Source organism: Kribbella sp. NBC_00889 (assembly GCF_045207705.1).
GTDB lineage: Bacteria > Actinomycetota > Actinomycetes > Propionibacteriales > Kribbellaceae > Kribbella.
In genome coordinates this window covers 5,445,390-5,469,331 of the sequence record NZ_CP108783.1, presented here as the reverse complement: position 1 = coordinate 5,469,331, position 23,942 = coordinate 5,445,390, and the positions used below count along the sequence as shown (strand labels likewise).

Annotated in this window: 20 protein-coding genes; 17 read left to right on the top strand and 3 right to left on the bottom strand. The window is 67.5% G+C overall.

Annotated features, from left to right (window positions below):
- Positions 1-16 precede the first annotated feature (16 nt).
- The 14 genes from OG817_RS26560 (at position 17) to OG817_RS26495 (ending at position 16,442) form a co-directional block, all read left to right on the top strand.
- Complete coding sequence (locus OG817_RS26560) at positions 17-1,321, top strand: ABC transporter substrate-binding protein (RefSeq protein ID WP_406047336.1); 1,305 nt, start codon at positions 17-19, stop codon at positions 1,319-1,321.
- Position 1,322: 1 nt separating this feature from the next.
- A complete protein-coding gene (locus OG817_RS26555; protein ID WP_406047335.1) occupies positions 1,323-2,240 on the top strand; it encodes a carbohydrate ABC transporter permease in 918 nt (305 codons plus the stop codon).
- Positions 2,240-3,136, top strand: a complete 897-nt coding sequence (locus OG817_RS26550) for a carbohydrate ABC transporter permease (RefSeq protein ID WP_406047334.1) — start codon at positions 2,240-2,242, stop codon at positions 3,134-3,136. The genes OG817_RS26555 and OG817_RS26550 overlap by 1 nt, the downstream gene beginning before the upstream one ends.
- A gap of 32 nt (positions 3,137-3,168) precedes the next feature.
- The gene (locus tag OG817_RS26545; protein WP_406047333.1) at positions 3,169-4,221 is read left to right on the top strand and encodes a zinc-binding dehydrogenase; all 1,053 of its coding nucleotides are present in this window, start codon (positions 3,169-3,171) and stop codon (positions 4,219-4,221) included.
- Positions 4,218-5,012 carry a sugar phosphate isomerase/epimerase family protein gene (locus OG817_RS26540; protein ID WP_406047332.1) on the top strand — a complete coding sequence of 265 codons (795 nt, stop codon included), beginning with the start codon at positions 4,218-4,220 and terminating at the stop codon, positions 5,010-5,012. The genes OG817_RS26545 and OG817_RS26540 overlap by 4 nt, the downstream gene beginning before the upstream one ends.
- A gap of 168 nt (positions 5,013-5,180) precedes the next feature.
- Positions 5,181-6,674 carry a sulfatase-like hydrolase/transferase gene (locus OG817_RS26535; RefSeq protein WP_406047331.1) on the top strand — a complete coding sequence of 498 codons (1,494 nt, stop codon included), beginning with the start codon at positions 5,181-5,183 and terminating at the stop codon, positions 6,672-6,674.
- Positions 6,671-7,984, top strand: a complete 1,314-nt coding sequence (locus OG817_RS26530) for an ABC transporter substrate-binding protein (protein ID WP_406047330.1) — start codon at positions 6,671-6,673, stop codon at positions 7,982-7,984. The genes OG817_RS26535 and OG817_RS26530 overlap by 4 nt, the downstream gene beginning before the upstream one ends.
- A gap of 7 nt (positions 7,985-7,991) precedes the next feature.
- Complete coding sequence (locus tag OG817_RS26525; protein WP_406047329.1) at positions 7,992-9,221, top strand: ROK family protein; 1,230 nt, start codon at positions 7,992-7,994, stop codon at positions 9,219-9,221.
- Complete coding sequence (locus tag OG817_RS26520) at positions 9,214-10,293, top strand: enolase C-terminal domain-like protein (RefSeq protein WP_406047328.1); 1,080 nt, start codon at positions 9,214-9,216, stop codon at positions 10,291-10,293. The genes OG817_RS26525 and OG817_RS26520 overlap by 8 nt, the downstream gene beginning before the upstream one ends.
- 3 nt (positions 10,294-10,296) lie before the next feature.
- Complete coding sequence (locus tag OG817_RS26515; RefSeq protein ID WP_360441076.1) at positions 10,297-11,217, top strand: sugar ABC transporter permease; 921 nt, start codon at positions 10,297-10,299, stop codon at positions 11,215-11,217.
- On the top strand, positions 11,207-12,100 hold the full coding sequence (locus tag OG817_RS26510; RefSeq protein WP_360441079.1) for a carbohydrate ABC transporter permease: 894 nt from the start codon (positions 11,207-11,209) through the stop codon (positions 12,098-12,100). The genes OG817_RS26515 and OG817_RS26510 overlap by 11 nt, the downstream gene beginning before the upstream one ends.
- Positions 12,097-12,825 carry an SDR family NAD(P)-dependent oxidoreductase gene (locus OG817_RS26505; RefSeq protein ID WP_406047327.1) on the top strand — a complete coding sequence of 243 codons (729 nt, stop codon included), beginning with the start codon at positions 12,097-12,099 and terminating at the stop codon, positions 12,823-12,825. Before OG817_RS26510 ends, OG817_RS26505 begins: the two co-directional genes overlap by 4 nt.
- A gap of 31 nt (positions 12,826-12,856) precedes the next feature.
- Positions 12,857-14,446, top strand: a complete 1,590-nt coding sequence (locus OG817_RS26500) for an arylsulfatase (protein ID WP_406047326.1) — start codon at positions 12,857-12,859, stop codon at positions 14,444-14,446.
- Between the two features lie 13 nt (positions 14,447-14,459).
- A complete protein-coding gene (locus OG817_RS26495) occupies positions 14,460-16,442 on the top strand; it encodes a hypothetical protein (RefSeq protein WP_406047325.1) in 1,983 nt (660 codons plus the stop codon).
- Position 16,443: 1 nt separating this feature from the next.
- Here OG817_RS26495 and OG817_RS26490 read toward each other — a convergent pair whose 3' ends face one another.
- On the bottom strand, positions 16,444-17,661 hold the full coding sequence (locus OG817_RS26490) for an ROK family protein (protein ID WP_406047324.1): 1,218 nt from the start codon (positions 17,659-17,661) through the stop codon (positions 16,444-16,446).
- Between the two features lie 108 nt (positions 17,662-17,769).
- On the opposite strand from OG817_RS26490, the gene OG817_RS26485 reads away from it, so the two are divergent.
- Both OG817_RS26485 and OG817_RS26480 read left to right on the top strand, forming a co-directional pair.
- Positions 17,770-19,275, top strand: a complete 1,506-nt coding sequence (locus OG817_RS26485) for an alpha-L-arabinofuranosidase C-terminal domain-containing protein (protein ID WP_406047323.1) — start codon at positions 17,770-17,772, stop codon at positions 19,273-19,275.
- A gap of 153 nt (positions 19,276-19,428) precedes the next feature.
- Positions 19,429-19,920 (top strand): hypothetical protein, encoded by a 492-nt coding sequence (locus tag OG817_RS26480; protein WP_406047322.1) that lies wholly within the window; start codon positions 19,429-19,431, stop codon positions 19,918-19,920.
- Here OG817_RS26480 and OG817_RS26475 read toward each other — a convergent pair.
- Together OG817_RS26475 and OG817_RS26470 are read right to left on the bottom strand one after the other, a co-directional pair.
- A complete protein-coding gene (locus OG817_RS26475) occupies positions 19,900-21,333 on the bottom strand; it encodes a sulfatase (protein ID WP_406047321.1) in 1,434 nt (477 codons plus the stop codon). The genes OG817_RS26480 and OG817_RS26475 overlap by 21 nt on opposite strands.
- Positions 21,330-22,331, bottom strand: coding sequence for a LacI family DNA-binding transcriptional regulator (locus tag OG817_RS26470; RefSeq protein ID WP_360441103.1), 1,002 nt, complete (start codon positions 22,329-22,331; stop codon positions 21,330-21,332). Before OG817_RS26470 ends, OG817_RS26475 begins: the two co-directional genes overlap by 4 nt.
- A 153-nt stretch (positions 22,332-22,484) precedes the next feature.
- On the opposite strand from OG817_RS26470, the gene OG817_RS26465 reads away from it, so the two are divergent.
- Positions 22,485-23,933 carry an ABC transporter substrate-binding protein gene (locus tag OG817_RS26465; protein ID WP_406047320.1) on the top strand — a complete coding sequence of 483 codons (1,449 nt, stop codon included), beginning with the start codon at positions 22,485-22,487 and terminating at the stop codon, positions 23,931-23,933.
- The last annotated feature ends 9 nt before the right edge of the window (positions 23,934-23,942 follow it).

Here is a 23,942-nt window from a genome sequence, read left to right as displayed (position 1 = left end):
ACAGGGAAGTGGGCTCGTGAAGAAGATCGCGTACGTCGCCTCGATCATGCTGACCACCGGAGCACTCTTCGCCAGCGCGGCCTGCACCGGCGGCGCTGGGGGCGCCGGGTCCGGAACCGTCGAGCAGGACACCGGCAGCCAGCAGGAGATCCGGTACATGATCGGGCAGCCGGAGGATCCGGCGGATCTGGAGTTGATCAAGTCCGACCTGAAGACGTTCGAGTCGAAGAACCAGGGCATCACGGTGAAGCTCGACGTCATTCCGAGCGAGAACGTCCGGACCGTCCTGCAGACCCAGCTGCGCTCCGGCGAGGGTCCCGACGTCTTCGGATACGACACCGGACCGGGCTTCGCCGGCGCACTGGCCAAGGCAGGACTGGTGTACGACCTGACCAGTGCCTACGCCGAGCACAAGTGGCCGATCTACGACTTCGCCAAGAAGCGCGTCACCTTCGACGGCAAGATCGTCGGGGTGCCGAGCCAGATCGAGGAAGTCGGCATCTTCTACAACAAGACGCTGTTCGCGAAGCACGGGATCGCCCAACCGCAGAACCTCGCCGACCTGACCGCCGCGGCCGAGAAGCTCAAGCAGAACAACGTCGTCCCGTTCGCCGTCAGCGACAAGGAAGGCTGGCAGGGCGGCCATCTGCTCAGCATGTCGCTGTCCAGCGCGGTTGGATCGAAGGGCATGGACGACCTGCTCAACGGCCGCACGTCGTGGAACACCCAGCCGGTGGTGGATTCGCTGGCGGTCTGGAAGCAGTGGAACGACAAGGGTCTGCTGACTCCGTCACCGGCAGCGGTCAGCTACGACAACGCGAACGCGCTGTTCTACTCCGGCAAGGCTGCCATGGACCCGACCGGCAGCTGGCTGGCCCTGGACATCGAGCGGAACGCCAAGTTCGACGTCGGCTTCATTCCGTTCCCGGCCCAGGACGGACCGGGCATCTTCAGCGGCGGTCTCGGGGCGGGCACGTTCGTCTCCGCGTCGACCAAGAAGGCGGACGCGTCGATCAAGTTCCTGGACTATCTTCTCACCGCCGAACACGGCCGCTGGGCCGCCGAGAAGCTGCAGGACATCCCTGCCTATCCCATCGACACCGCCGGCATGAAGGCGTCGCCGTTGTTCAAGCAGGTCCTGGACGACTCGGCCAAGATCGCCGACGGCACCGGTGACTTCGGGTACAACATCGACGTTCTGACCACTGACGTCTTCAACAACGCCATGTGGAAAGGCATCCAGGGCATCCTCGGCGACCAGTCCGATCCGGCGAAGGTCGCCGCCCAGCTGCAGACGGCGTACGAGAAGTCGGCGAAATAGGATGGGTGCCGTCAGCAACGTTCCTGCGGTCACCCGCAGGGCCCAGGCGCGACTCGGCATCCTGCTCGCGCTGCCGGTGGCGGTGATCACGGCGGTGTTCTTCGTGTTCCCGATGGTCAACGCGCTCTACTACTCGGTGGTCGACTTCGACGGCCTCGATCCGACACCGCCGTTCGTCGGGCTGAGCAACTTCACCGAGATGTTCACCGACTCCGCGACCTGGCACGCGCTGGGGAACAACGCGATCTGGATCGGGATCGGCACCGCTGCGCCGATGATCATCGGGCTGCTGGTGGCCGTCCTGATCTGGTCCAGTCGCGGCGGTGGAGCGGCGTACCGGCTGCTGTTCTTCCTGCCGTTCATGCTGCCCGGGGTGGCGATCGGTATCGTTTGGGGCTGGATTTACGACCCGGTCAACGGCTGGATCAACCGGGTGCTCGGGGCCGTCGGTCTCGGAGGCTGGAGCCGCGGCTGGCTCGGGGATCCGGACACCGCGATCTTCGCCGTGCTCGCCACCGCGATCTGGGCGACCTGCGGCTTCGTCATCATGATCATCCTGTCCGCGCTGCGCAACGTCGACGTGGAACTCGTCGACGCCGCCCGGATCGACGGCGCGAACGCCGGCCAGCGGCTGTGGCACATCCTGTTGCCGCAGATCATGCCGGTCTTCCTGATGGTTCTGACCTTGACGCTGGTCGGTGGGTTCAGCGTGTTCGACATCATCTTCATCATGACCGGCGGTGGACCGGCCGATGCCACCGAGGTGCTCGGGACGTACGCGTACTCGAGCGCGTTCCAGCTCAACCGGATCAGCTACGGCACTGTGCTGGCGCTGCTGATCACGGTCCTGGCGGTGCCGTTCACCATCATGCTGAACCGTCTTCAGCGACGGCTCTCGCTGCAAGGGCTGGGGGCCTGATGGCCGATCTGCCTGTCGCCGTCTCCCGCCGCACTCGATCCAGCGAGCAGTTGGAGTTCCGCCGGCATGCGGTCCGCCGGTCCACGGATCTCGCGGTCCGCCACCTGGCCCTGATCGCGATGGCGGCGCTGACCCTGTTCCCGGTGCTGTTGATCGTCTCCACGGCACTCAAGACACCGCAGGACGTGCGTAGCGATCCGTTCGGATTGTTCTCCACGTTCTCGCTGGAGAATCTGCGCTCGGCCTGGACCGTCGGGCGGTTCAGCAGCTATCTGCTGGACAGCGTGCTGCTGACTGTGCCCAGTACGGCGGTGGTGATCGTGATCTCGACGATGGCCGGCTACGCCTTCGCCCGATTGCCTTTCCCGGGACGGACGGTCGTCTTCTATCTCGTCGTACTCGGGCTGCTGGTGCCCTTCTTCACCTACATGATCCCGCTGTACTTCCAGCTCCGGTCGATGGGCCTGCTGGACAGCCTGGTCGGCGCCAACCTCGTGCTGATCTCGACCAACCTGTCGTTCGGGACGTTCTTCATGCGGGCCTTCTTCTCCGATCTGCCCGAAGAACTGGAGCAGGCGGCGCGCATCGACGGCGCCTCCGAGAGCCGCATCTTCGCGCAGGTGATGGTGCCGATGGTGAGCTCGGGTGCCGCCGCGCTGGCGGTCTTCACGTTCCTGAGCAACTGGAACAACTTCCTGGTGCCGTTGCTCTACCTGCCCAGCGGGAAGTATCGGCCCCTCACGGCCGGTCTGTACAACTTCACCGGCGGCCGCTCGATGGACATCGGGCCACTGGCGGCCGGCACCTTGATCACCATCGTCCCGGTGATCGTGATCTTCGTCGTCCTCCAACGCCAAGTCACGCAGGGATTCATGTCCGGCGCCGTCAAGGGCTGACTCACCGCACAACGCAGTTCCGAAGGAGACCTATGCCATCCCTGGTCAGATTCAGCTCACCTCGCGTCGCGGAGGTCGTGCCCGACATCGAGCGCACCCCGCAACCGGACGAGGTCCTGATTCGAACGTTGTATTCCGGCATCTCCGCGGGCACTGAACTGACGGCGTACCGCGGCAGCAACCCGTATCTGAACAAGCGGTGGAACGACGACTCCCGACTCTTCGTCGAGGGCGACACATCGATCAGCTACCCCGTCGACGGTTGGGGGTACGAGGAGGTCGGCGAGGTCGTCTCGCTCGGCGCCGCGGCTGACGGCGTCAACGTCGGAGACGTGGTCTGGGGGACCTGGGGACATCGCAGTCAGACGGTCAAGAAGGCGGACTGGGCAGCGCAGCGGATCCTGGCCGCCGGCGTTGATCCGCGGGTCGGAATCTTCAGCCAGATCGGTGGGATCGCGCTGAACCTGGTGCTGGACGCCGACGTCCACATCGGCGAGACGGTCGCGGTCTTCGGCCTCGGCGTACCCGGGCAACTGGCCGCTCAGCTGGCCCGGCTGAACGGCGGCCGGGTGATCGCGGTCGACGGGCTCCCTGCCCGCCGTCAACTGGCGCTGGACCTCGGCGCCGATGGTGTGCTCGATCCCGCTGACGGTGGGATCGCCGAACGGATCCGTGACCTGACCGAAGGCCGTGGCGCCGATGTGTGCCTGGAGGTGTCGGGCAGCTACCACGCCCTGCACGAGGCGGTTCGGTCGGTCGCGTACAGCTCCCGGGTCTGCGTTGCCGGCTTCATGCAAGGCGAGGGTGCGGGCTTGCGGCTGGGGGAGGAGTTCCATCACAACCGAGTGTCGCTGATCGGCTCGCAGATCTCGGGTGTCGCGCCGGCCTTGCAGCATCGCTGGAACTACGACCGACTGGCGAGGACCGCGATCCAGCTCGCCTCGGACAAGCGGCTGAACGTGACCGACCTGATCACCCACACCGTGCCGATTGCTCAAGCCGCGGAGGCCTTCCAGATGCTCGATGAACGTCCGCAGGATGCGCTGCAGGTCGTGCTCAGCTTCGACCAGGAGGTGACCGCATGAGCTTCCGGCTTGCGGCCGCGGAGCTGACGCTGCCCGGCGAAACGTTGGAGGAGAAGTTCGCCTTCGTGCGGACGGTCGGCTTCGACGGGATCGAACTGTCCGCCCGTGGCGACGGGATCTTCGGAGCGCGGATCGACGAACTGCGACAGGCCCGCGACGCCGGCGTGCTGATGCCGACCGCGGTCGTCCACATGGACCACTTCATCGGAGACTTCGATGCCGACCGTCGCCGCGATGCGATCGAGCAGCTCAAGATCCAGTTGAGCACGATCGTGGCGGCGGGCGGCACCGGCATCGTCTCGCCGCACGCCTTCGGTCTGTTCTCCCGACGGTTGCCGCCGTTCGTCCCGCCGCGCTCGGTGGAGGACTCCCGGGCGGCGCTGGTCGAGGCTTTGCGTGAAGTGGGCGAGCATGCCGAGTCCGTCGGTGCGAAGGTCTACCTGGAACCGTTGAACCGGTTCGAGGACTTCGTGATCAACCAGCTGGCCGATGCGGTCTCGGTGGTAGAGGAGGTCGGATCGCCCGGTGTCATGATCACCGCGGACACCTTCCACATGTCCATCGAGGAAGCCCGCGTCGGCGAGTCGATCAGGCAGGCCGGTTCGCTGATCGGCCACGTCCAGCTCGGCGACACCAACCGCCTGGAGCCCGGTGCCGGCCACTACGACTGGCCAGAAACTCTGCAAGCCCTGGAAGCCGTCGGCTACACCGGCTGGCTGGCCATGGAATGCGGCCTCAGCCGCCCAGTAGACCAGGTCTTGCCAAGGGTCGCCAAGCTGCTCTCACGCTGACCATCTTGTTGTTCTGGGCAACGAAAAGGAGGTGGCGGCGCTTTCCTTCCGGTTGAAGTTAATAGGCTCTCGCGGTGCTGTCAACCCCTCGGCCGAGTGGTTGACAGGGGCGGTGCGGCGAATTAACTTCAGCTGGAAGTAAAGCCACCCCCTGACAAGGTGAGACGAGTGACCGACCGTCTGAATGTGCTGGTCGTCATGGCTGACGAGCAGAGCTGGAACACGATGGGCTGGACCGGCAACCCCGCGGCGCGGACGCCGTACCTGGACGAGCTGGGGGGCGAGTCGACCGTCTTCGACGCGTGCTACACGCCGTTCCCGTTGTGCTGCCCGGCGCGGACGAGTCTGTGGACCGGCCTGATGCCGCGGCACCACGGCGTACTGGGGAACTGGAGGCCGATCGAACCGCAGTTGCGTACGGCAGGGGTCGCGCAGGCGTTCGCCACCGCGGGCTATCACACGCACTACAACGGCAAGTGGCACGTTCCCGGTACGACGCCGGACCGGATGGGGTGGGCGGACAGCAGTGCGATTCCCGCCGTACTGCGTGGTCAGGATCGTGGCCGGTACATCGAGGAGTACCGCTCCTGGGCGGGCGAACGAGGCTACGCGTTCGACCCGGACCACATCGAGAACCTCACCGCACCCGACCTCGAAGCGCTGGCCGAGCGGCCGTACGCGACATCGAGCGTCCCACTGGAGTCGTTCCTCGAGAACTGGCAGTGCGACAGGTTCCTGGCCGGCCTCGATCAGCGTCCCGCGGACAAGCCGTGGCTGGCTGTGTGCTCGTTCAACGCACCGCACTTCCCGATGCTCGTCCCGAGCCCGTACGACAAACTCATCGATCGCAACCAAGTCCGGCTCCCTGAGAGCTGGTCGACGGGTACGGCGACCAAGCCGCGCGAGGTGCGGGAGTCGCACTTCGCCCGCGACTTCGAGGGCCTCACGGAGCAGGACTGGATCGAGGTCACCAGCCACTACCTCGGGCTGTGCGCACTCGTCGACAGCCAGTTCGGCCGGATCCGCCAGTACCTGGAGGACGCAGGCGAATGGGACCGGACGGTCGTCGTCTTCACGTCCGACCACGGCGACCTCATGGGCGCCCACCGGCTGATGGAGAAGGGCCACTGGCTGCACTACGAGGAAGACCTCCGGGTGCCGTTGATCGTCCGTCACCCGGACGGCCGGCAGAGCCGCAACGCCAACTTCGTGTCGCTGTGCGACATCGGACCGACCTTGACCGAGGTCGCCGGGGTGCCCTGGCACGAATCACATGACGGGCGTTCGTTCGCGGCGATGCTCGGCACCGACTCCGCCGCGCCGACGCGCGATTACGTCACCGCCGAGACGATGCTGCACGACGGTCGTCCCGGTGGGAACGGTGATCCGTTCCATGCAAGAGATTGGCAGTACCCGAGAGACAGTCTGAACCTGTCCGTCCGCACCGCGGATCATCGCTACATCTTCCGGTCTCACGACGAGGCCGAGCTGTACGACCTGGCTGCCGACCCCTGGGAGCAGCACAACATCGCGGCCACGGCCGAGGGAGCACCGACGGCGGCGTCGCTGGCCAAGCTCCTCGCGGACGAGGTGGCCGACGTACTTCCCGACGCCGCGGCCCTGGTCCGCGCCGGCTCATCGAAAGCGAAGGCCACATCATGACCCGCACACACTTGTCCCGGCGCACGTTCCTGCAGCTGGGTGCCGCGGCGGCCGGAGTCGCCGCCGTCTCCTCCTGCTCCCGCGGCCTCGGTGGCTCCTCGTCGAGCGGCGGCGGTTCCAGCGCGGCGCTGGAGGTGATGTTCTGGGGCGAGGGCGACCAGAACAAGAAGCTCATCGGGGCCCTCGACGTCTACCAGAAGAGCGAGGGTGCGGCGAAGGTCAACCCGCAGTACTCCGGGTTCTCGGGGTACTACGACAAGCTCGCCACCCGAGTTGCCGGCGGCAACCCACCGGACGTGTTCCAGATCCACCTGCCGTACCTGATGGAGTACGTCAAGCGCGGTGCGGTGCAGCCGTTGGACCAGTACAAGGACGATCTCGGCCTGGACTCGATGCCGGACTACGTGTCGACAACGATCAAGGCGGACGGCAAGTACTACTTCGCCCTGCTCGGCGCCGCGACCCAGCCGGCCATCATCGTCAACACGACGAAGCTCAAGGACCTCGGTCTGGCAGCGCCCAGCCCCGACTGGACGCTCGACGAATACAAGGCCACGATGGCGGAGGTCTGGGCCAAGAGCGGTCACAAGCTGGCCGGTACGGCGGATCAGGGCGGCAGCCCGATCGCCCTCGAATCCTTCCTGCGCGGTCGCGGCAAGACGCTGTTCGGTGACGCCGGCGCGCTCGGGTTCAGTCAGGACGACATGGCGGCCTGGCTGCAGCTCTGGCAGGACCTCCGGGGCAACGGCGCCGCCGTACCGATGGCCTTGACAGCTGCTGCGACCGGGTTCCAGAACGACCCGGTGACAGTCGGCAAGGCGGCGTACACAGGTACGGCGACGTCGCGGGGCCTGCCGTCGATGCAGAGTCTGACGAAGGACACGTTGAGTCTCGGCACGTTCCCGTCCGGTCGTGCGGGTTCTCAGCCCGGCACGAACATCATTCCGGCCGGCTGGTTCGCGATCTCGCCCAAGTCGAAGAACATCGAGGGCGCCGTGTCGATGCTCAAGTTCCTCACCAGCAAGCCGGAGGCGGCCACCGCGATGGGACTGGCTCGTGGCGTCCCGATCCCCGAGGACATTCGCGCCACGATCGCGAAGTCCGCGACGGGCCTGAACAAGCTGGTGCTCGAGAACTATGCGCTGGTCGCGTCGAAGGGCCCGGCTGCCCTGCAGATGTACCCGCCTGGTGCGAGCAAGCTCCTGCAAACCTCGCTGCCGAACGCGAACCAGGTCGTCGGCTTCGGCAAGAGCACGGTGGCTCAGGCGGTGACCAAGTTCTTCGCGGACGCTCAGGCCGCGCTCAAGTGAGCCTCAAGTGAGCACTGCCTGCCAGGGCCGGCGGCTGCGGTCGGCGCAGCCGTTCGACGTCCGGCAGCAGAACTACTCGGCGATCCTGCGTGCGGTGATGCAGCACGGTCCGATCGCGCGGTCGGAGCTGTCCGGGCTCACCGGAATGGCGACGGGCACGATGACGAAGCTCACCGGGCTCCTGTCCGAGGCAGGTCTGCTACGTGAGTTGCCGGCCGAATCCGGTCAGGGCGCGCTCGGCCGGCCGCGAACCCCGATGGTCGTCGACGACCGGGCCCATCGCGTGGTCGGCGTACATTTCGGACTGCGCCGCACCACCGTGTGCCTGCTGGATCTGCGCGGTGCATTGCTGGCCGAGGTGCGTCTCCCGCATCGCCGGCGCGGCTTCGAACCGCTTGTCGCCCAGGCGGTCGAAGGGATCCAGGAGCTGACGTCGCGGACCCCGGGCAGGATTCTGGGTGTCGGGGCGAGCACCGGCGGCTGGGTCGATCGCGAAGCCGGTGTGGTGCGTGACCATCGAGTACTGCGGTGGCGGGACGCCCCGCTGCGGGATGCGCTGGCGGGCGGTCTGGGGATGCCTACGGAGGTCGACTCCAGCTTCCGGGCGTTGGCCATGGCCGAGCGCTGGTTCGGTGGCGCGCAGGATGTGGACGATCTGATCGGTTTGTTCGTGGGGAACGTCGTCGGTGCCGGTTTCATGCTCGGGGGCCGGGTGTTCCCGGGCTACTGCGCAGCCGCGGGAACCGTCGATCACCTCTCGGTGGGCGTGACGGCCGACGAGGTCTGTTCCTGCGGACGGCGAGACTGTCTGCACGTGGCGGCCAGCGATCTCGCCGTACTCGCACGTGCCCGCAAGGAAGGTCTGATCGGGACGCGAGGGACGTTGGAGCGTCTCGTCCAGGCCGCCAGGGACGGCGATGCCCGTGCGGACGGTCTGTTGGTCGCGAGGGCGGAGCTGGTGGGTGTCGCGGCCGGCACGTTGATCGACATGCTCGACCCCGAGGTGGTCGTCGTCAGCGGCGGTGTGGTTGATGCGCCGGAGTACCTTCGGTCCGTCCAGCGGGGAGCCCGCGCGTACCTGCGAGACAAGCGGCCGGTCGATGTCGATTCGGTGGTGCGACTGAGCGCGTTCGGCACAGATGGCGTCGCGGTCTCCGCGGCCAGCGTGATCCTCGATCGGATCTACGCGGCACCGGCGGAGTTCGTCCCCGGACTGCTCGAGCTGCGCTATGGGTGACGTCGACTCGGCGGAAGTCTGGTCGTACCGGGCTTCGCGGCGCAGTACCTGGGTGATGGTCGAAGTGGTTGCCGATGGCACCCGAGGTGTCGGCGAGCTCTCCGACGGAGCGCCGCTGGACGCCTTGGTGAACGCCGCGCGCTCGGTCAGCTCGGTGGTGATCGGCCTTCCGTTGGACGTGGCCAGGACGACGCTGCGTCGGCAGCTGGAGAAGCTGAGGACCGCGGGTGAGGACGCGTTCCTGTGGTCCACCGTCCTCGGTGGGTACGAGGCTGCCTTCGCGGATCTGCAGGCACGCCTCGAGGGCAGGCCGCTCTCGACGTCCCTCGGCCTCGGCGAACCGCAGCCCGTGCGCTTGTACGCAAACCTCAACCGCCGGTACGGCGGTGACGGTCCGGAGGCGATCCTCGCGGCGGCAGTAGATGCCGTACGCAACGGATTCCCCGCACTGAAAGTGGCGCCGTTCCTGGACAACCACGCCCGCGGAATGTGCGGCGCCCAGTTGATCGACGCAGGTATCGAAGTCGTCGCACTCGTCCGGGATGCGCTTCCGAGCGACGTACAGCTCATGGTCGACTGTCACCATCTCGTCCCCGCCGAACTGCTGGATGTCGTCGTCCGGGAGCTCGCGCCGATGGGGCTGCACTGGGTCGAGGACCTCGTGCCCATCGGTGACCGTTCCGGGATGGAAAGGGCTGCGGCCGGCGGGCTCGCGCTGGCAGCGGGGGAGCACATCTGGAATCCGGAGGTCGCTGCGGCCGCGTGTGCCACTGGCGCACTCCGGTACTGGTTGGCCGATCCCAAGCACGCCGGCGGACCGGTCGGCGTCGCACGTATCGCTGAGGCAGTCGAAGGTACGCAACTGACATTCCACAATCCGAGCGGTCCGATCGGCACCGCCCACGCGGCTCATCTCGCCGGACTGGCCGGTGCGGCGACCTGGCTCGAGTTCGCGTGGGGCGAGGCAGATCGCACCGCATTCCTCGAGCCTGCCGAGCCCGTGACCGATGGGATCATCCGGCCGACCGGTCCCGGCATCGGCTGCCGGCCTCGTTCCCGCCGAAAGGAGTGATCCATGGCAATCACCTATCCGACGATCCGTGGCGAGCGGAAGCGTCGTACCCGCTACCAGAACGGCTGGGCGCTGGCCTTCCTGGCACCGTGGCTGGTGGGCTTCCTGGCGTTCACCGCAGGTCCGATGCTGATGTCGCTGTATCTCGCCTTCACCGACTACGACTTGCTGTCGGCACCGAAGTGGATCGGCGCAGGCAACTTCAGCCGGATGTTCGGTGCCGATCCGCTGTTCCTGCAGTCCCTGAAGGTGACCGCGATCTATGTCTTCGTCGGTACGCCGCTCAGTCTGGCCTTCGCCCTCGCGGTCGCGGTGGTCCTGAACCGGGGACTGCGCGGCCTCGACTTCTATCGCTCGGCCATCTACCTCCCGTCGCTGTTCGGTGGCAGCGTGGCGATCGCGGTGCTGTGGCGGAAGGTCTTCAACGGCGACGGCCTGGTCAACCAGGTGCTGGCCCTCGTCGGCATCCACGGTCCGTCCTGGATCTCCGAACCGCACACCGCGCTGGGCACGTTGATCGCCCTCGAGGTGTGGCAGTTCGGCGCCCCGATGGTGATCTTCCTGGCCGGGCTCCGGCAGATACCGCGGGAGTTCTACGAAGCCGCCCAGGTCGACGGCGCGAGCCGGTGGCGCCAGTTCTGGAGCATCACGATGCCGTTGCTGAGCCCGATCCTGTTCTTCAATCTCACCCTGCAACTGATCCGGTCGTTCCAGGCGTTCGCGCCGGCGTTCATCATCAGCGACGGTTCGGGCGGGCCGGCCGACTCCACGCTCTTCTACTCCCTTTACCTCTATCAGGAGGGGTTCGTGAACTTCGACATGGGCTACGCCGCGGCGATGGCCTGGATGCTGGTGCTGCTGGCCGGCGCGGTCGTCGCGGTCAACTTCATCTTCAGCCGGTACTGGGTGCACTATGGCGACTGAACGACTCGCCGCGATCCGGGACGACGCCGACAGCCGTGTGGCCGTCCGCCGCTGGGCGCCGGGACGGCGCCTGCTCGCCCACTTCGCGCTCATCGTGGTCACGCTCGTCATGCTCTATCCGCTGGTGTGGATGGTGGCGAGCTCCTTCAAACCGACCGACGAGATCTTCTCCCAGCCCGGGCTGATTCCGCGGCACCTGCAGCCGTCGAACTACGCCGAGGGCTGGCGGGGAGTGTCCACGGCGTTCAGCATCTTCCTCGAGAACTCACTGCTGATCTCGCTGTTCGCCATCGTCGGGAACGTGATCTCGTGCAGCCTCGCCGCGTTCGCGTTCGCGCGCCTCAACTTCATCGGGCGGCGGATCGCCTACGCGACGATGCTGGTGACGCTGATGCTGCCGACCCACGTCACGCTGGTGCCGCAGTACATCTTGTTCAACAAGCTGGGCTGGGTGAACACGTTCTACCCCCTGTTCGTGCCGCACTTCTTCGCCGTCGACGCGTTCTTCGTGCTGTTGATGGTGCAGTTCATCCGGTCGCTGCCACGGGAGCTGGACGAGGCCGCCCGGCTGGACGGCTGCAATCCGTGGAAGACGTACCGCTACATCGTGTTCCCGTTGCTGCGGCCGGCGTTGGTCACCACGATCATCTTCACGTTCATCTGGACCTACAACGACTTCTTCAAGCAGCTCATCTACCTCAACGACGTCGAGCTGTTCACCGTACCGCTCGGGCTACGCCAGTTCCTCGACTCGACCGGCGACTCGTCCTGGGGACCGATGCTTGCCATGAGCACCGTTGCACTCCTCCCGCCGCTCGTCCTGTTCATCACGTTCCAGCGGCGGATCGTCGACGGAGTCGCCACCTCGGGCCTGAAGGGATGAGATCCGTTGCACTGGTGACCGGCGCGGGTGGCGGCATCGGCTCCGCGGTCGCCTCGACTCTCGCGGCGAGCGGCTGGGCGGTGGTGGGCGTCGACCTGGTGGAGCGGCCCGCCAGCCTAACGGCTGCGGGAGCGGTGGAGTGGGTCTTGGGCGATGTCCGCGACGAGACGAGTATCGGCCGCGCGGTCGAGTCGGCGGCTGGCCTGGGCCGGTTGAGTGGTTTGGTGACAGCGACCCTGACCGAGCATCGTGGAGCGCTGGCGAGTCTCGACCGGCGTGCCCTCGCGGAGGTGTACGACGTGCAGGTCGCCGCGGCATGGGCTTGGAGTACGGCGGTCGCCGATGCGGCGTCGGGCGACGGATCGATCGTCCACATCTCCAGCGTGCATGCGCAACGGGCCGCGCCCGGCATGGCGGCGTACGCGCTGGGCAAGGCCGCTCTGGACGCCCTGGTCCGGGCCGGCGCGGTGGAGTGGGGCCGGCAGGGTGTGCGCTGCAACGCCGTTCTTCCGGGATTCGTTCCGGTGCAGCGGAACAAGGAGCGCTGGTCCGATCCGAGTGCTGCCGAAAGCCTGCTGGCCGAGCACCCACTCGGCCGTTTCGTCACCGCCGAGGATGTGGCGCAGGTCGTCGCCTTCCTCCTCGGACCGTACGCCCGAGGTGTGACAGGAGTGTCGCTCCCGGTCGACGGAGGAATGCTCGCCACGTTGCCACGGTGGGCCTGATGCGAACACGTGAAGCTCTTGGAGGCCTTGCATGGAAACGAATGTCCTCATCATCCTCGTCGATGACATGGGGTACTCCGACATCGGCTGCTACGGCGGCGAGATCGGTACGCCGAACATCGACCGGCTCGCCGAGAACGGCGCCCGTCTGACGAACTTCTACAACACCGCCCGCTGCAGCCCTTCGCGCGCGTCGCTGCTGACCGGTCTGCACCCACACCAGACCGGCGTCGCCGAGCTGGTGAACAACGACGGTCCTGGTGGCTATCCAGGCAGCCTCGGCGATCGGTGCGCCACGCTGGCCGAGACCTTCCGGGCCGCCGGGTACCACACGCACATGACCGGCAAGTGGCACCTGTCGAACGAACGCGAGCAGCCGGATCAGAGCTGGCCGACGCGTCGTGGGTTCGAGCGCTTCTGGGGAACGATCAGCGGCGCCGGCAGCTACTTCCAGACCACCACGTTGCACGACGGCGAGACGCCCGTACCGCTGTCCGAGCTCGGGTCGGACTTCTACTACACCGACGAGATCGGTTCGCATGCGGCGGCGGCGATCCGCGACGCGGCCAAGGGTGAGCGCCCGTTCTTCGGGTACGTCGCCTTCACCGCGCCGCACTGGCCGCTGCACGCGAAGGAGTCCGATCTGGCCGAGACCCGCGGCCTCTTCGACGAGGGCTGGGACGTCCTGCGGACCCGCCGTCGTCAGCGCCAGCTCGATGCCGGGATCTGCGCGGACGACGCGACGCTCGACCGCCGCGATCCGGCCGTTCCGGCGTGGACGGACGAACCGGAACAGAAGTGGCAGCTCGAACGGATGGAGGCGTACGCCGCGCAGGTGCGCGCCATGGACCGGGCCGTTGGCACGATTCTCACCGCGCTGGAACGGACCGGACAGGCCGGCAACTCGATCGTGCTCTTCCTGTCCGACAACGGTGGCTGCGCCGAGGAGCTCCGCAGCGATCCCGAGGGCGCGGCCCGGTTCCGGCAGCACCATCTGATCATCCCGCCCAGCGCACCTGACGGTACGCCGATGCGCGTGGGCAACTCGCCCGACATCCGCCCGGGAACCGCGGACACCTACACCAGCTACGGTCAGGCTTGGGCGAATCTCTCGAACACGCCGTTCCGTCTGTACAAGCGGTGGGTGCACGAAGGCGGTATCGCGACCCCGCTGATCGTGTCGTGGCCGGACGGTGGCCTGTCCGACGGCGTGATCGACGCGCCGCACCAGCTGACCGACATCGCGCCGACGTTGCTGGAGGCAACCGGTGTGCCGCCGCTCGCCGAGCGCGACGGGCACCCGATGCCCGCGTTGCCGGGTGTCAGCATGCTCGAGCTGCTCCGCGGTGGCGAGGCCGAACACCACGATCTCTGCTGGGAACACATCGGCAACGCGGCGATCCGCTCCGACCGCTGGAAGCTCGTCCGCGAGTACGAAGGACCGTGGGAGCTGTACGACCTGCTGGCCGACCGGAGCGAGAGCAACAACCTCGCCGGCGCGCAGCCGGAACGCGTCAAGGAGCTGGCGAGCCGCTGGCAGACCTGGGCGAACACGGTCGGGGTCATTCCGTACACCGACGTGCTCGCCGCCCGCGCCGCGATGCCGACCCAGCCCGCCTGACGGAGGTGCAGACATGAGGAGAACGACAGGGGCGATCGCCGTCGTACTGGTCGCCGCCGGACTCACCCAGGCCGCCGCCCGACCGCCGAGCCGGGTGGAGATCCGGGTCGATCGGGCGCCCTTGGTGATGGCGGACGGAGCGCCCGCGCCGACGATCGAGCCGGCAATCTTCGGTGCGAATGCTCGGTGGATCGACGACGAGCTCGGTGCCTGGGATCCGGTGACGCACGGTCCGGCGGCCGGGTTCGCCGCCGCGGCCGCGGCGGCGCAGCTCGACCTGATCCGCTACCCGGGTGGAACGGTCGCGAACTTCTTCGACTTCAAGTCGGCGATCGGCCCGGTGGGGCAGCGCGGGTGCCAGACGTCCGGCGGCTTCGCGGCGGTTCGCTTCGGCGCGATTTCCGGTGCGCGGAACGGGTTCGGGCCGGACGAGGAGGAGGCCCTGGTCTCGGCGATCGGCGCGAAGACCATGGTCATGGTGCCGTCGATCAACCAGACGTCGGCGGATGCGGCCGACTATGTCGAGTACATGAACTCGCCCAGCGACGGTACGGCGACCAACCCCGACGGCGGCACTGACTGGGCGGAAGTACGTGCCGCCAACGGCCATCCGGCGCCGTACGGGATCACGATCTGGGAGTACGGCAACGAGCCGTTTCTCGACGGTCAGCGCTACTGGCGCGACGAGGATCAGCAGGTCAGGGTGAAGCAGTTCATCGAGGGCGGGTGGAGTCGGCAGACGGCCGCATCGGTGACCTACCAGAACGACGACGGGCTGTTCACAGGCTGCGATCTGGTCAACCGGCGGACCGCTACGGGCGCGGCCGATCAGACCTACCGAACGCGGTACCGGCCGATCGCCTTGCCCACGGACGCGACGGCCGAGTCCGGCCCGATCGCGGAACCGGTGCTGACCGTGGACGGAGCGCGATGGACGCGGGTGGATTCACTGGCGACCGCCGGACCGAGCGATCAGGTGTACCGCATCGGAACGGCTGACGGCACGGTCACCTTCGGCGACGGGGTCCACGGTGCCATGCCGCCGAAGGACGCCGGGCTGAGCATCGAGTACACCACCGGCCGTCAGGACGGCTTCCTCGACTTCGTCCGCGCGATGAAGGCGGTCGATCCGAAGATCACGGTCTGCTCTGGCTGGGGCAAGGCGGAGTTCGTCGATGCCATGGGCAACCGCCCGTACGACTGCCTGGGCATCCACTCCTACACCGATCAGCAGGGCGGTGACGCCGACGGCGCGTACACGCCGACCGAGCTCTATCAGCGCTTGATGAGCGTGAGCGACGCTCCGACCCAGGAGCTGACCGATCTGCGCCGGCAACTCGGCCAGTACTTCCCGGACCCGCGCCAGCGGCCCGCGCTCGCTGTCACGGAGTACGGCACCATCAGCCAGAACGGTCCGACCGGAGTCAGTACGCCGGGCAACTTCACGGCGATGCAGATGCACAACGTGTACGAGACCGCATTGCTGATCGGTCAGATCACCAACGGCGTACGACTGTCGATCAACTCGAACCTCAACGGCGGACCGAACGCCGATCCGGCGAAGCGGGACTGGGGCAACATCCTCGGGTCTCCGCCAGGCTTCGGCGTCACCGGACGCGCGCTGTCCCTCACGCTCGCCGCGCCGATGATCGGCGCCGCGCCGCGGAAGGTGACGATGACGGGCAACCCGGTGCCGGCCGGCCAGGACTACTCTGCCCTGGCGGTCGCCGCGACCCGGACGAACGACGGCGTTCAGTTGCTGGTCGTCAACCGGAGCCTCGACCAGGCGATCCCGATCACGGTCGATCCGGGCGGCGGTCCGGCGGTGGTGTCGGCACGTCGTACCACCGTGACCGACGACGACATCACGGCGTACAACAACGACGTGATGCAGCCGGTGCAGCGGACGACGACACCTCTGCGGGCGAAGGGGCAGAAGGTCGATGCCGAGCTGCCGCCGCACTCGGCGAACCTGATCGAGCTGAGGTATCGCTGAGTCAGCTTGCGGTGGCGGTCAGCGCCGGGACGAAGGCCTCGGGGGAGCGGTAGACGGCGTCCAGCATGATCGCGCCGGCGGCGATGCCCAGGGCGTGTGGTCCGAACGCGCTCGCCAGGATCCGCGCCGTGGCCGTGGTAGCGCCTCCGCCCCGACTGGCTGCGAGCCTGTCCTGCGCGGCGTCGCGGACGACCGCGACGTGGTCGACCGGGGCGCTGACTCCGCCGCCGATGACGACGAGCTCGGGATCGAGGAGCTCGATCAGGGTGGCGGTCGCCGTCCCGACCACGCCGGCGCGATCTTGGAGCAGCCGTCGAGCCTGCGGATTGCCGGAGACCGCCAGGGCGAAGACGTCGTAGACCTCCTGATCGTCCGTGATCAGGCCGGCGGCGCGGGCCCGGCGGGCGGTTTCGAGGTCTCCGGCGACCATCGCGAAGCAGCGCCGGCTGCCACAGGCACAGGTCTGGCCGGATCGGCCGGCGACCGGCAGGTGATCCAGCCCGCCCGCGGCCGAGTGCGCTCCCCGGTACGGCGACCCGTTGAACACGAAGCCGGCACCGACGACGTTGCCGACGAACAGGTGGATGAAGTTGTCCACGCCGGCCGCCGCCCCGAACCAGTGCTCAGCGAGCGCCAGTGCACGCACCTGCGAATCGACCAGCACCGGCAGGTCTACCAGGTCATGGAGCGCCTCCGCCAGCGGGGCCTCCTGCCACCCCAGCACCGGCTGGCTGTGCACCTGTCCGCTCGAGCTGTCGACCCAGCCACCAGTGCTCGCGCCGACGCCGAGAACAGTCAGACCGTGACTGTCGATCATCTTCCGCACCGATCGGGCCGCGCCCCGGAGCAAGGGTCTGAGGTTCGTCGTGCGCTCGGTCGCCGGGAGCTCGGCGACGAGTTGTCCACGCAGATCGATCAGGCAGGTGTTGATCCGGTGCAGGCCGAAGTGCACGCCGATGACGCCGTACGTCGACTCGTCGATGGCGACCGGGACCTTCGGACGGCCCATCCCACGCGTCGTCGGCTCCGCGGCTTCCTTGACCAGCCCCGCTCGCGCGAGCGCACCGGTGAGCCTGGTCACCGACCCGGTGGACATCCCGATGGCGGACGCGAGATCCGTGCGGGCTGTCGGTCCGGACCGCATGAGCTCACGCATGATCGTCGAGTAGTTCTGCTGCCGGACATCACTGAGCTGGGCAGAACGCATGAGCTCTTTCATGCCGTCGGTTCTAGCACTGCCTGACGGCCTGGGCCAACTGTTGACACGCTGGCGTGGGATATTTATCTTCAAGACAGAGATAAGTCGACGAAAGGACTGCCGCCGGTGATGCCAGCGACGTTCAAGCTGCGGGGAACTGTCAACGGGACGATCCGGCCGGAGATCTACGGGCAGTTCCTGTCCCGCCGTCGCTGGGTGGCCGACGAGGCCCTGCACAATCCCGGTCATCCTGACGCGGACGAGTCGGGTTTGCGACGGTCCGTCGTCGACGCGATCAGCGAGCTCGGGGCGCCTGTCGTCCGCTGGCCGGGTGGGTGCACCGGGACGTCGTACGAGTGGGAGCGCGGGGTCGGTCCGAGCGAGCAGCGCGCGCGGACGGTCGACTGGCACTTCGGGTACGACGTCGGCAACGGCTTCGGTACGGCGGAGTTCGTCGCGTACTGCCGCCGGATCGGTGCCGAGCCGCAGATCAACCTGACGACCGGGACCGGGTCTCTGCGCGAGGCGCTCGCCTGGGTCGAGTACTGCAACGGCACCGGCGACTCGGTGTGGGCCAACCTGCGACGCTCGCATGGGTACGACGAGCCTTTCGGTGTGCGCTACTGGCAGATCGGCAATGAGGAGTGGGGGGCGTGGGAGCTCGGACAGGTGGGTCCGCAGGAGAACGCCGTACGCTGCCGCGAATGGGCCAAGGCGATCAAGCGTCTGGACCCGGAGCTGAAGGTGCTCGCGATCGGCTGCTTCGAGCCCTCGCAGGCACTCGACTGGAACCTCGCTCTGCTGCGTGAGGCGTGGGATCACATCGACTACCTGACGCTGCACACGTACTGGCCGTTCGATCCGGACGCTGACGGCGGGGACTACGAGCGTGTCCTCAGCGGTCCGTACCGCACGGAGAGCGCGATCGTCGCGATCCAGGGACTCGTGGACCTGGTGTCGCGGGAGAAGCCCGGTACGCCGAAGCCGGAGTTGGCCTTCACCGAGTGGAACTGCGCGGACGCGACCCGGTTCGAGATGAGTCCGAAATGGCGCCCGACCGACACGCGCTACCGAACGGTCGACGCGCTGGCGGTCGGATCGTTCCTCAACGTCATGCAGCGGCAGGCCGGCAGCGTCACGTTGGCGAACTTCGCCCAGACCATCAACGTCGTGGGAGCTCTGGTTGTCACCGACGACCAGTTGGTTCGCGAGACCGTCTACTGGCCCCTGTGGATGCAGCGCCGGTACAGCGGTGGGATCTCGCTTGCCGGCGACACCAGCTGTTCGAACGTCGCCGGTGAATCGCTCGAACGTACGGCGATCGAACTGCCGGCCGTCGACGTGAGCGCCTCGACGGATCGAGGCGAAACGACTGTGTGGTTGTCAGTGGTCAACCGGGATCGCCACCAGTCCGTGCGCCTGTCCGTCGAGCTAGGACAGCCGCTCGCGACCACCGTGGTGCGAGTCCGTCAACTGCACACGGAGGATCCGCTGGACCGCAACAGCCTGGCCGAGCCGGACCGCGTCGCTCCGCGGTCGGACGAGGTCAAGCTGGACGACGACCTTGCCCTGGTCCTGCCACCAAGCTCCTACTCGATCATCGAGCTGACCACGACCGCGCCTGTCGTGGCGTGAAGTAGCCCTCCCGGAGGGGCAGTTGCCTTCGGTGTACGTCCTCGGGCGTACATCGGGTGCCGCCGCCGAGCCGATGCGGGAGCACGGTGGTTCAACCGACTCTTGGATGGATGCGACGCGGTCCCGCGTCGCCCACCGGAAAGGAGGAGGATCATGAATCAGCATCACGTCAGCCGGCGCTTCCCGGCCACGGATCTGCCGACGTGGCTGATGCTTCTGCTGGTCGCGCTCGCGGTGCCGCGGACGGTCCTGGAGGACCTGGGCATCGTCGAACCGGAAGGCTCGTTGTTCTACTACTTCCTCGCCTTGGTGCCGTTCGCGGTCTGGCTGGTCGTGGCGGTCGTACGCAGGAGTCGTCGCCCGTTCCTGGACTTCCTGATGGTCGGCGTCCTCTACGCGCTGTCGCTGGTGCTTGTCCACCAAGTGCTGTGGAACGTCGGGCCCTCGCTCGGCCACAACCCGCCCGCCGGCGCGGTCGCTTTCGCCGGCCACTTCAGCGCAGGCTGGCAGGACCTCGCATTGCGTGGGTACACCACCGGCATCGCCTTGATGATCGGCATCGGCTCGGGGCTGGTCGTCGGCATCGTTGCTCTGGGCGCGAACGCCTGGAAGTCGAAGCGTCGGTCACGCGCGAACGTCGCGTGATGCGAGCCAAGACTCCAGTTCGCTGTGAAGCTTCTGGCAGGTCGCTGCGTGCTCCGGGCGACCTGCCAGATCGTTGAGTTCGAACGGATCGGTCGACAGGTCGAAGAGCTGGATCGTGCCATCCGCCAGGGACAGCAGCTTCCACCGGTCGGACCGGATCATCCGGCGTACGCCGGCTTGGGTCACCTCGTTGACGGTGTCGATCGCCACCCGCCCGTCTGGTCCCCGTCGTACTCCAGGGGTCCGATCGCCGAGGTCTTCCTCGCGGTACGGCGGTCCGTACCCCTGCTCGACGTACACGCTCGAGAAGTCGCTCGTCTGATCCGGATCGCGCAGGAGCGGAACGAGGCTGCGTCCTTGGACGCCGGAGGGGACGGGCGTGCCGATGAGCTCGCAGATCGTCGGCAAGACGTCGGAGATCGACACGTGAGCGGAGCTGGGACGCGGATCCGGGTGGACACCCGGACCGTGGAACACCATCGGGATCCGGGCGAGTACTTCGGGAAGTCCGGGGCCCTTGCGCATCAGGCCGTACTCGCCGGCGAAGTCGCCGTGATCGGCCAGGTGCACGAACAGCGTGGTCGCGAGCCGGCCGGTCCGCTCGAGGTGGGCCACGAGCCTCGCCAGTTGGTCGTCGACGAGCCGGAGCATGCCGACGTAGTTCGCGCGGGCCCGGGCCAGGACGTCCGGCTCGGCCTCACCGCTCTGCTCGGCGAGCTGGCCCGCGTAGCGCCAACTGAAGTCGCGTTCTGCCAGGACGTCGGAGGTCGTCGCCGCGGGCGGCACTGTGTCGGGTCCGTACGTGGAGAAGTACGGCTCGGGCACCTGATAGGGAACGTGCGGTTCGGGAATCGACAACCAGAGGAACGAACGGTCGTCCGGACCGGCGGTGTCCAGCCAGCTGATCGCCTCGTCGACGATACGAGCCGGCAGCTGGTGCTCGAGCGGGAACGGGCTGGGGGTTGTCGTCGTACCAGGATGAGCGCGCAACCAGTCGTCGAACTCGCGGTCGCTGCCCGTCGCGGCGGTCGGTGGCACGCGACCGAAATGGCTGAACTCGATCCAGTGATCGAGCCGCTCGGGCGTCAAGTGAGAGTGGTTCTTGCCTACGAGCGCAGTCCGGAATCCGGCGGCGCTCAGTACGTCGATGAGGTCGTCGCCGCGGGCCGGATCGTCGTACCCGGTGTTGCCGAGAACTCCGTGTGCACTGGGAAACCGGCCGGTGAGGAGACTGATGCGGGCGGGGACGCAGAGCGGTGTCGTGGTGTAGGCGCGGTCGAACCAGCGGCCACTGGTGGCCAGGCTGTCGAGGGTGGGAGTGCAGTCGCTGGGGAATCCTTCCCGCGCCGTGAGGTCCGCTCGCTGCTGGTCTGTCATCACCAGGACGATGTCTCTGGGCGTCGGGGCAGTCATCCTTCGGTGCTCTCCCGGACCTCGAGGTGGAACCCGGCGATGAACTCACGGGGTGCGGACGAGAAGCTCCCCTTCAGGCGGTCGGCGAGCAGGCCGACCGCGGTTTCGGCGATGTGCCGCTTGTCGGGCGCGACGGAGGTGAGGCTGGGCCGGCTGAACCGGCTCTCGGCGATGTCGTCGATGCCGACCACCGCGATGTCGTCCGGCACCCGCACGCCGTGGTCGTGCAGCGCTCGGAGCGCACCGTGGGCCAGCAGGTCGTTCGAGCAGAACAGCGCGTCGGGTGGCCGGCTCAGGGCGAGCAGGCGACCGACTGCCTCCACGCCGCTCTCATGGCGCCAGCGTCGCTGCGGCACCACGAGCCTCGCCGACGGCCGGTGACCGGCGGCGACGAGGGCGTCGTGGTACCCCTCGTACCGGCCGCGGGAGACGGCATCACCGCTGGCGGTGGCGCCGATGGCGGCGATCCGGGTCCGGCCGAGGTCGATCAGGTGTTCGGTGGCGGCGCGGGCCGCCGCGTAGCTGTCGATGGCCACCCGGTCCGCGACTCTCGTCAGCCGCTCACCGAGCAGGACCATCGGCGTGGTGTCCGTCCGGGCGGCGAAGTCGTCAGCGCTCAGCCGGCCAGGCACGAACAGCAGTCCGTCGATCAGATGCGACCGGATCCCTTGCAGGACAAGGCGTTCGCGATCCGGGTCGGCATCGGTCTGATCGATCAGCACGGTCCAGCCGTAGCCCTCGGCGGCCTTCACGACCAGCTCGGCCAGCTCCGCGAAGTACGGGTTCCCGATCTCCGGTACGGCGAGCGCGATCACGCCTGACCTGCCGTGGCGCAGATTCCGGGCCGAGACGTTGGGACGGTAGCCGAGCTCCTCGATGACCCGCTCGACCCGGTCCCTGGTCTCGGCTCCCACCCGGCCGGTGCCGTTGACGACGTTCGACACCGTCTTGATCGAGACGCCGGCGCGCGCCGCGACATCGCTCAGTGTCGCTGCCATCGGCACCTCCATCACGCTGGATCGTCGCACCGAACGATACAACGTTAGATCGCCCCGACCCGCATACGGCAGCGGATTCCCCACCAAACTCTGTACATCTGGCGCAGTTTCTTGGTACAACGTTGTACCGCGACCGCTCCTCGAGGAGGACTCATGATCAGCAGACGAAGGTTCCTCGGCGCATCCGCCGGCGGCGTGCTCGGCGCGCTCGCCGCGAGTGCCTGCAGCACCGCCCCGAGCGGTGGTCAGGCCGCCGGCGCGAAGTCGCTGCGCGTGTGGGACCACTTCCAGCCCCGGGAGGACCTGCACAAGAAGCTGTTCGCGGATTTCCAGAAATCGTCCGGGACCGCGGTGGAATACACCGTCTACAACCCCAACCAGCAGGGCCAGGCGCTGCAGTTGGCGTTCGGGAGCAAGCAACTTCCGGACATCTTCACCACGGCCGGTGTGAAGTTGCCGCAGGCCCGGTTACGCAAGGACGGCTGGATCGCTCCCATCCAGCTCACCAAGGAAGACCTCGCCGCGATGCCGCAGGACGCGTTCCTGAACGGCTTCACGCACTTCGACGACAAGCTCTACTCGCTGCCGATGGTGAGTTTCCGGCAGTACGGAACGCTGACCTGGTACAACGTGGAACTCGCCGAGAAGGCCGGGCTGGACCCGGACCGCGACCTGGCCACCTGGGACGAGTTCCGGGCGGCGGCCGCCAAGATGGAGTCGGCCGGCGGCGACGGCGTCTCCGGCTGGATCGCGCCGTTGCAGTTCGCGGAGCGGATGGGGGAGCACGTCTCCGATCTGGCCATGGCGGCCGGTGGCTCCGGCGCCACCGACCCCCGCACCGGCGAATACTCCTACGCCACGGACCCGTATGTGCATGCCATCGAGTTCCTCGTCTCGCTGAAGAAGGACGGCCTGCTCTTCCCGGCGTCGTCGTCGCTGGACGCCCGGACGGCGCGGGCCCGCTGGTCGACCGGAGTGGCCGGCCTGTTCTTTGACGGCCCGTGGAACATCGGAGTGGTCAAGGATCAGTTCAAACCGTTCGTGGACAAGGTCGGCGTCACCTCGATGCCGTCGGCCGAAGCCGGCCGGCCGATCTTCGTCTACAACCCGCCGAAGGCCGGCGACTACTGCTTCGCGGCCACGTCCAAGCAGCCCGAGGTGGCCGCGGAGTTGCTGAAGTTGTTCACCACCAAGGAGGTCATGCTCGCCGAGACCGAGCAGATGGACGGGATGCCGGTCGATCTGTCCCTGGTGGACAAGGCGAACGTCCACCCGACGTACAAGACGGCGGCAGCGATCTTCGCCCGTCAGATCAAGTTGCGGCCCGCACCCGAGGTCCGCAATCCGGGGATCAGCGAGGTGGTCGCGGAGATGAAGCAGGTCCAGCCGGACCTGGGTTCGATCGTCCAGGGCGTGCTGAGCGGTCAGTTGCCGGATGCCCGCAAGGCGCTCACGGACCTCGACCGCAAGCTGACCGCGGAGCGCGAGCGAGCCGTGAAGGCGGTCGCGGCCAAGGGAGTCAAGGTCGCGGCCGGCGACTGGGCGTTCGACAACTGGACCCCTGGTCAGGACTACGGCCGGGACAAGTACAAGACGTCGTGAGGATGGGAA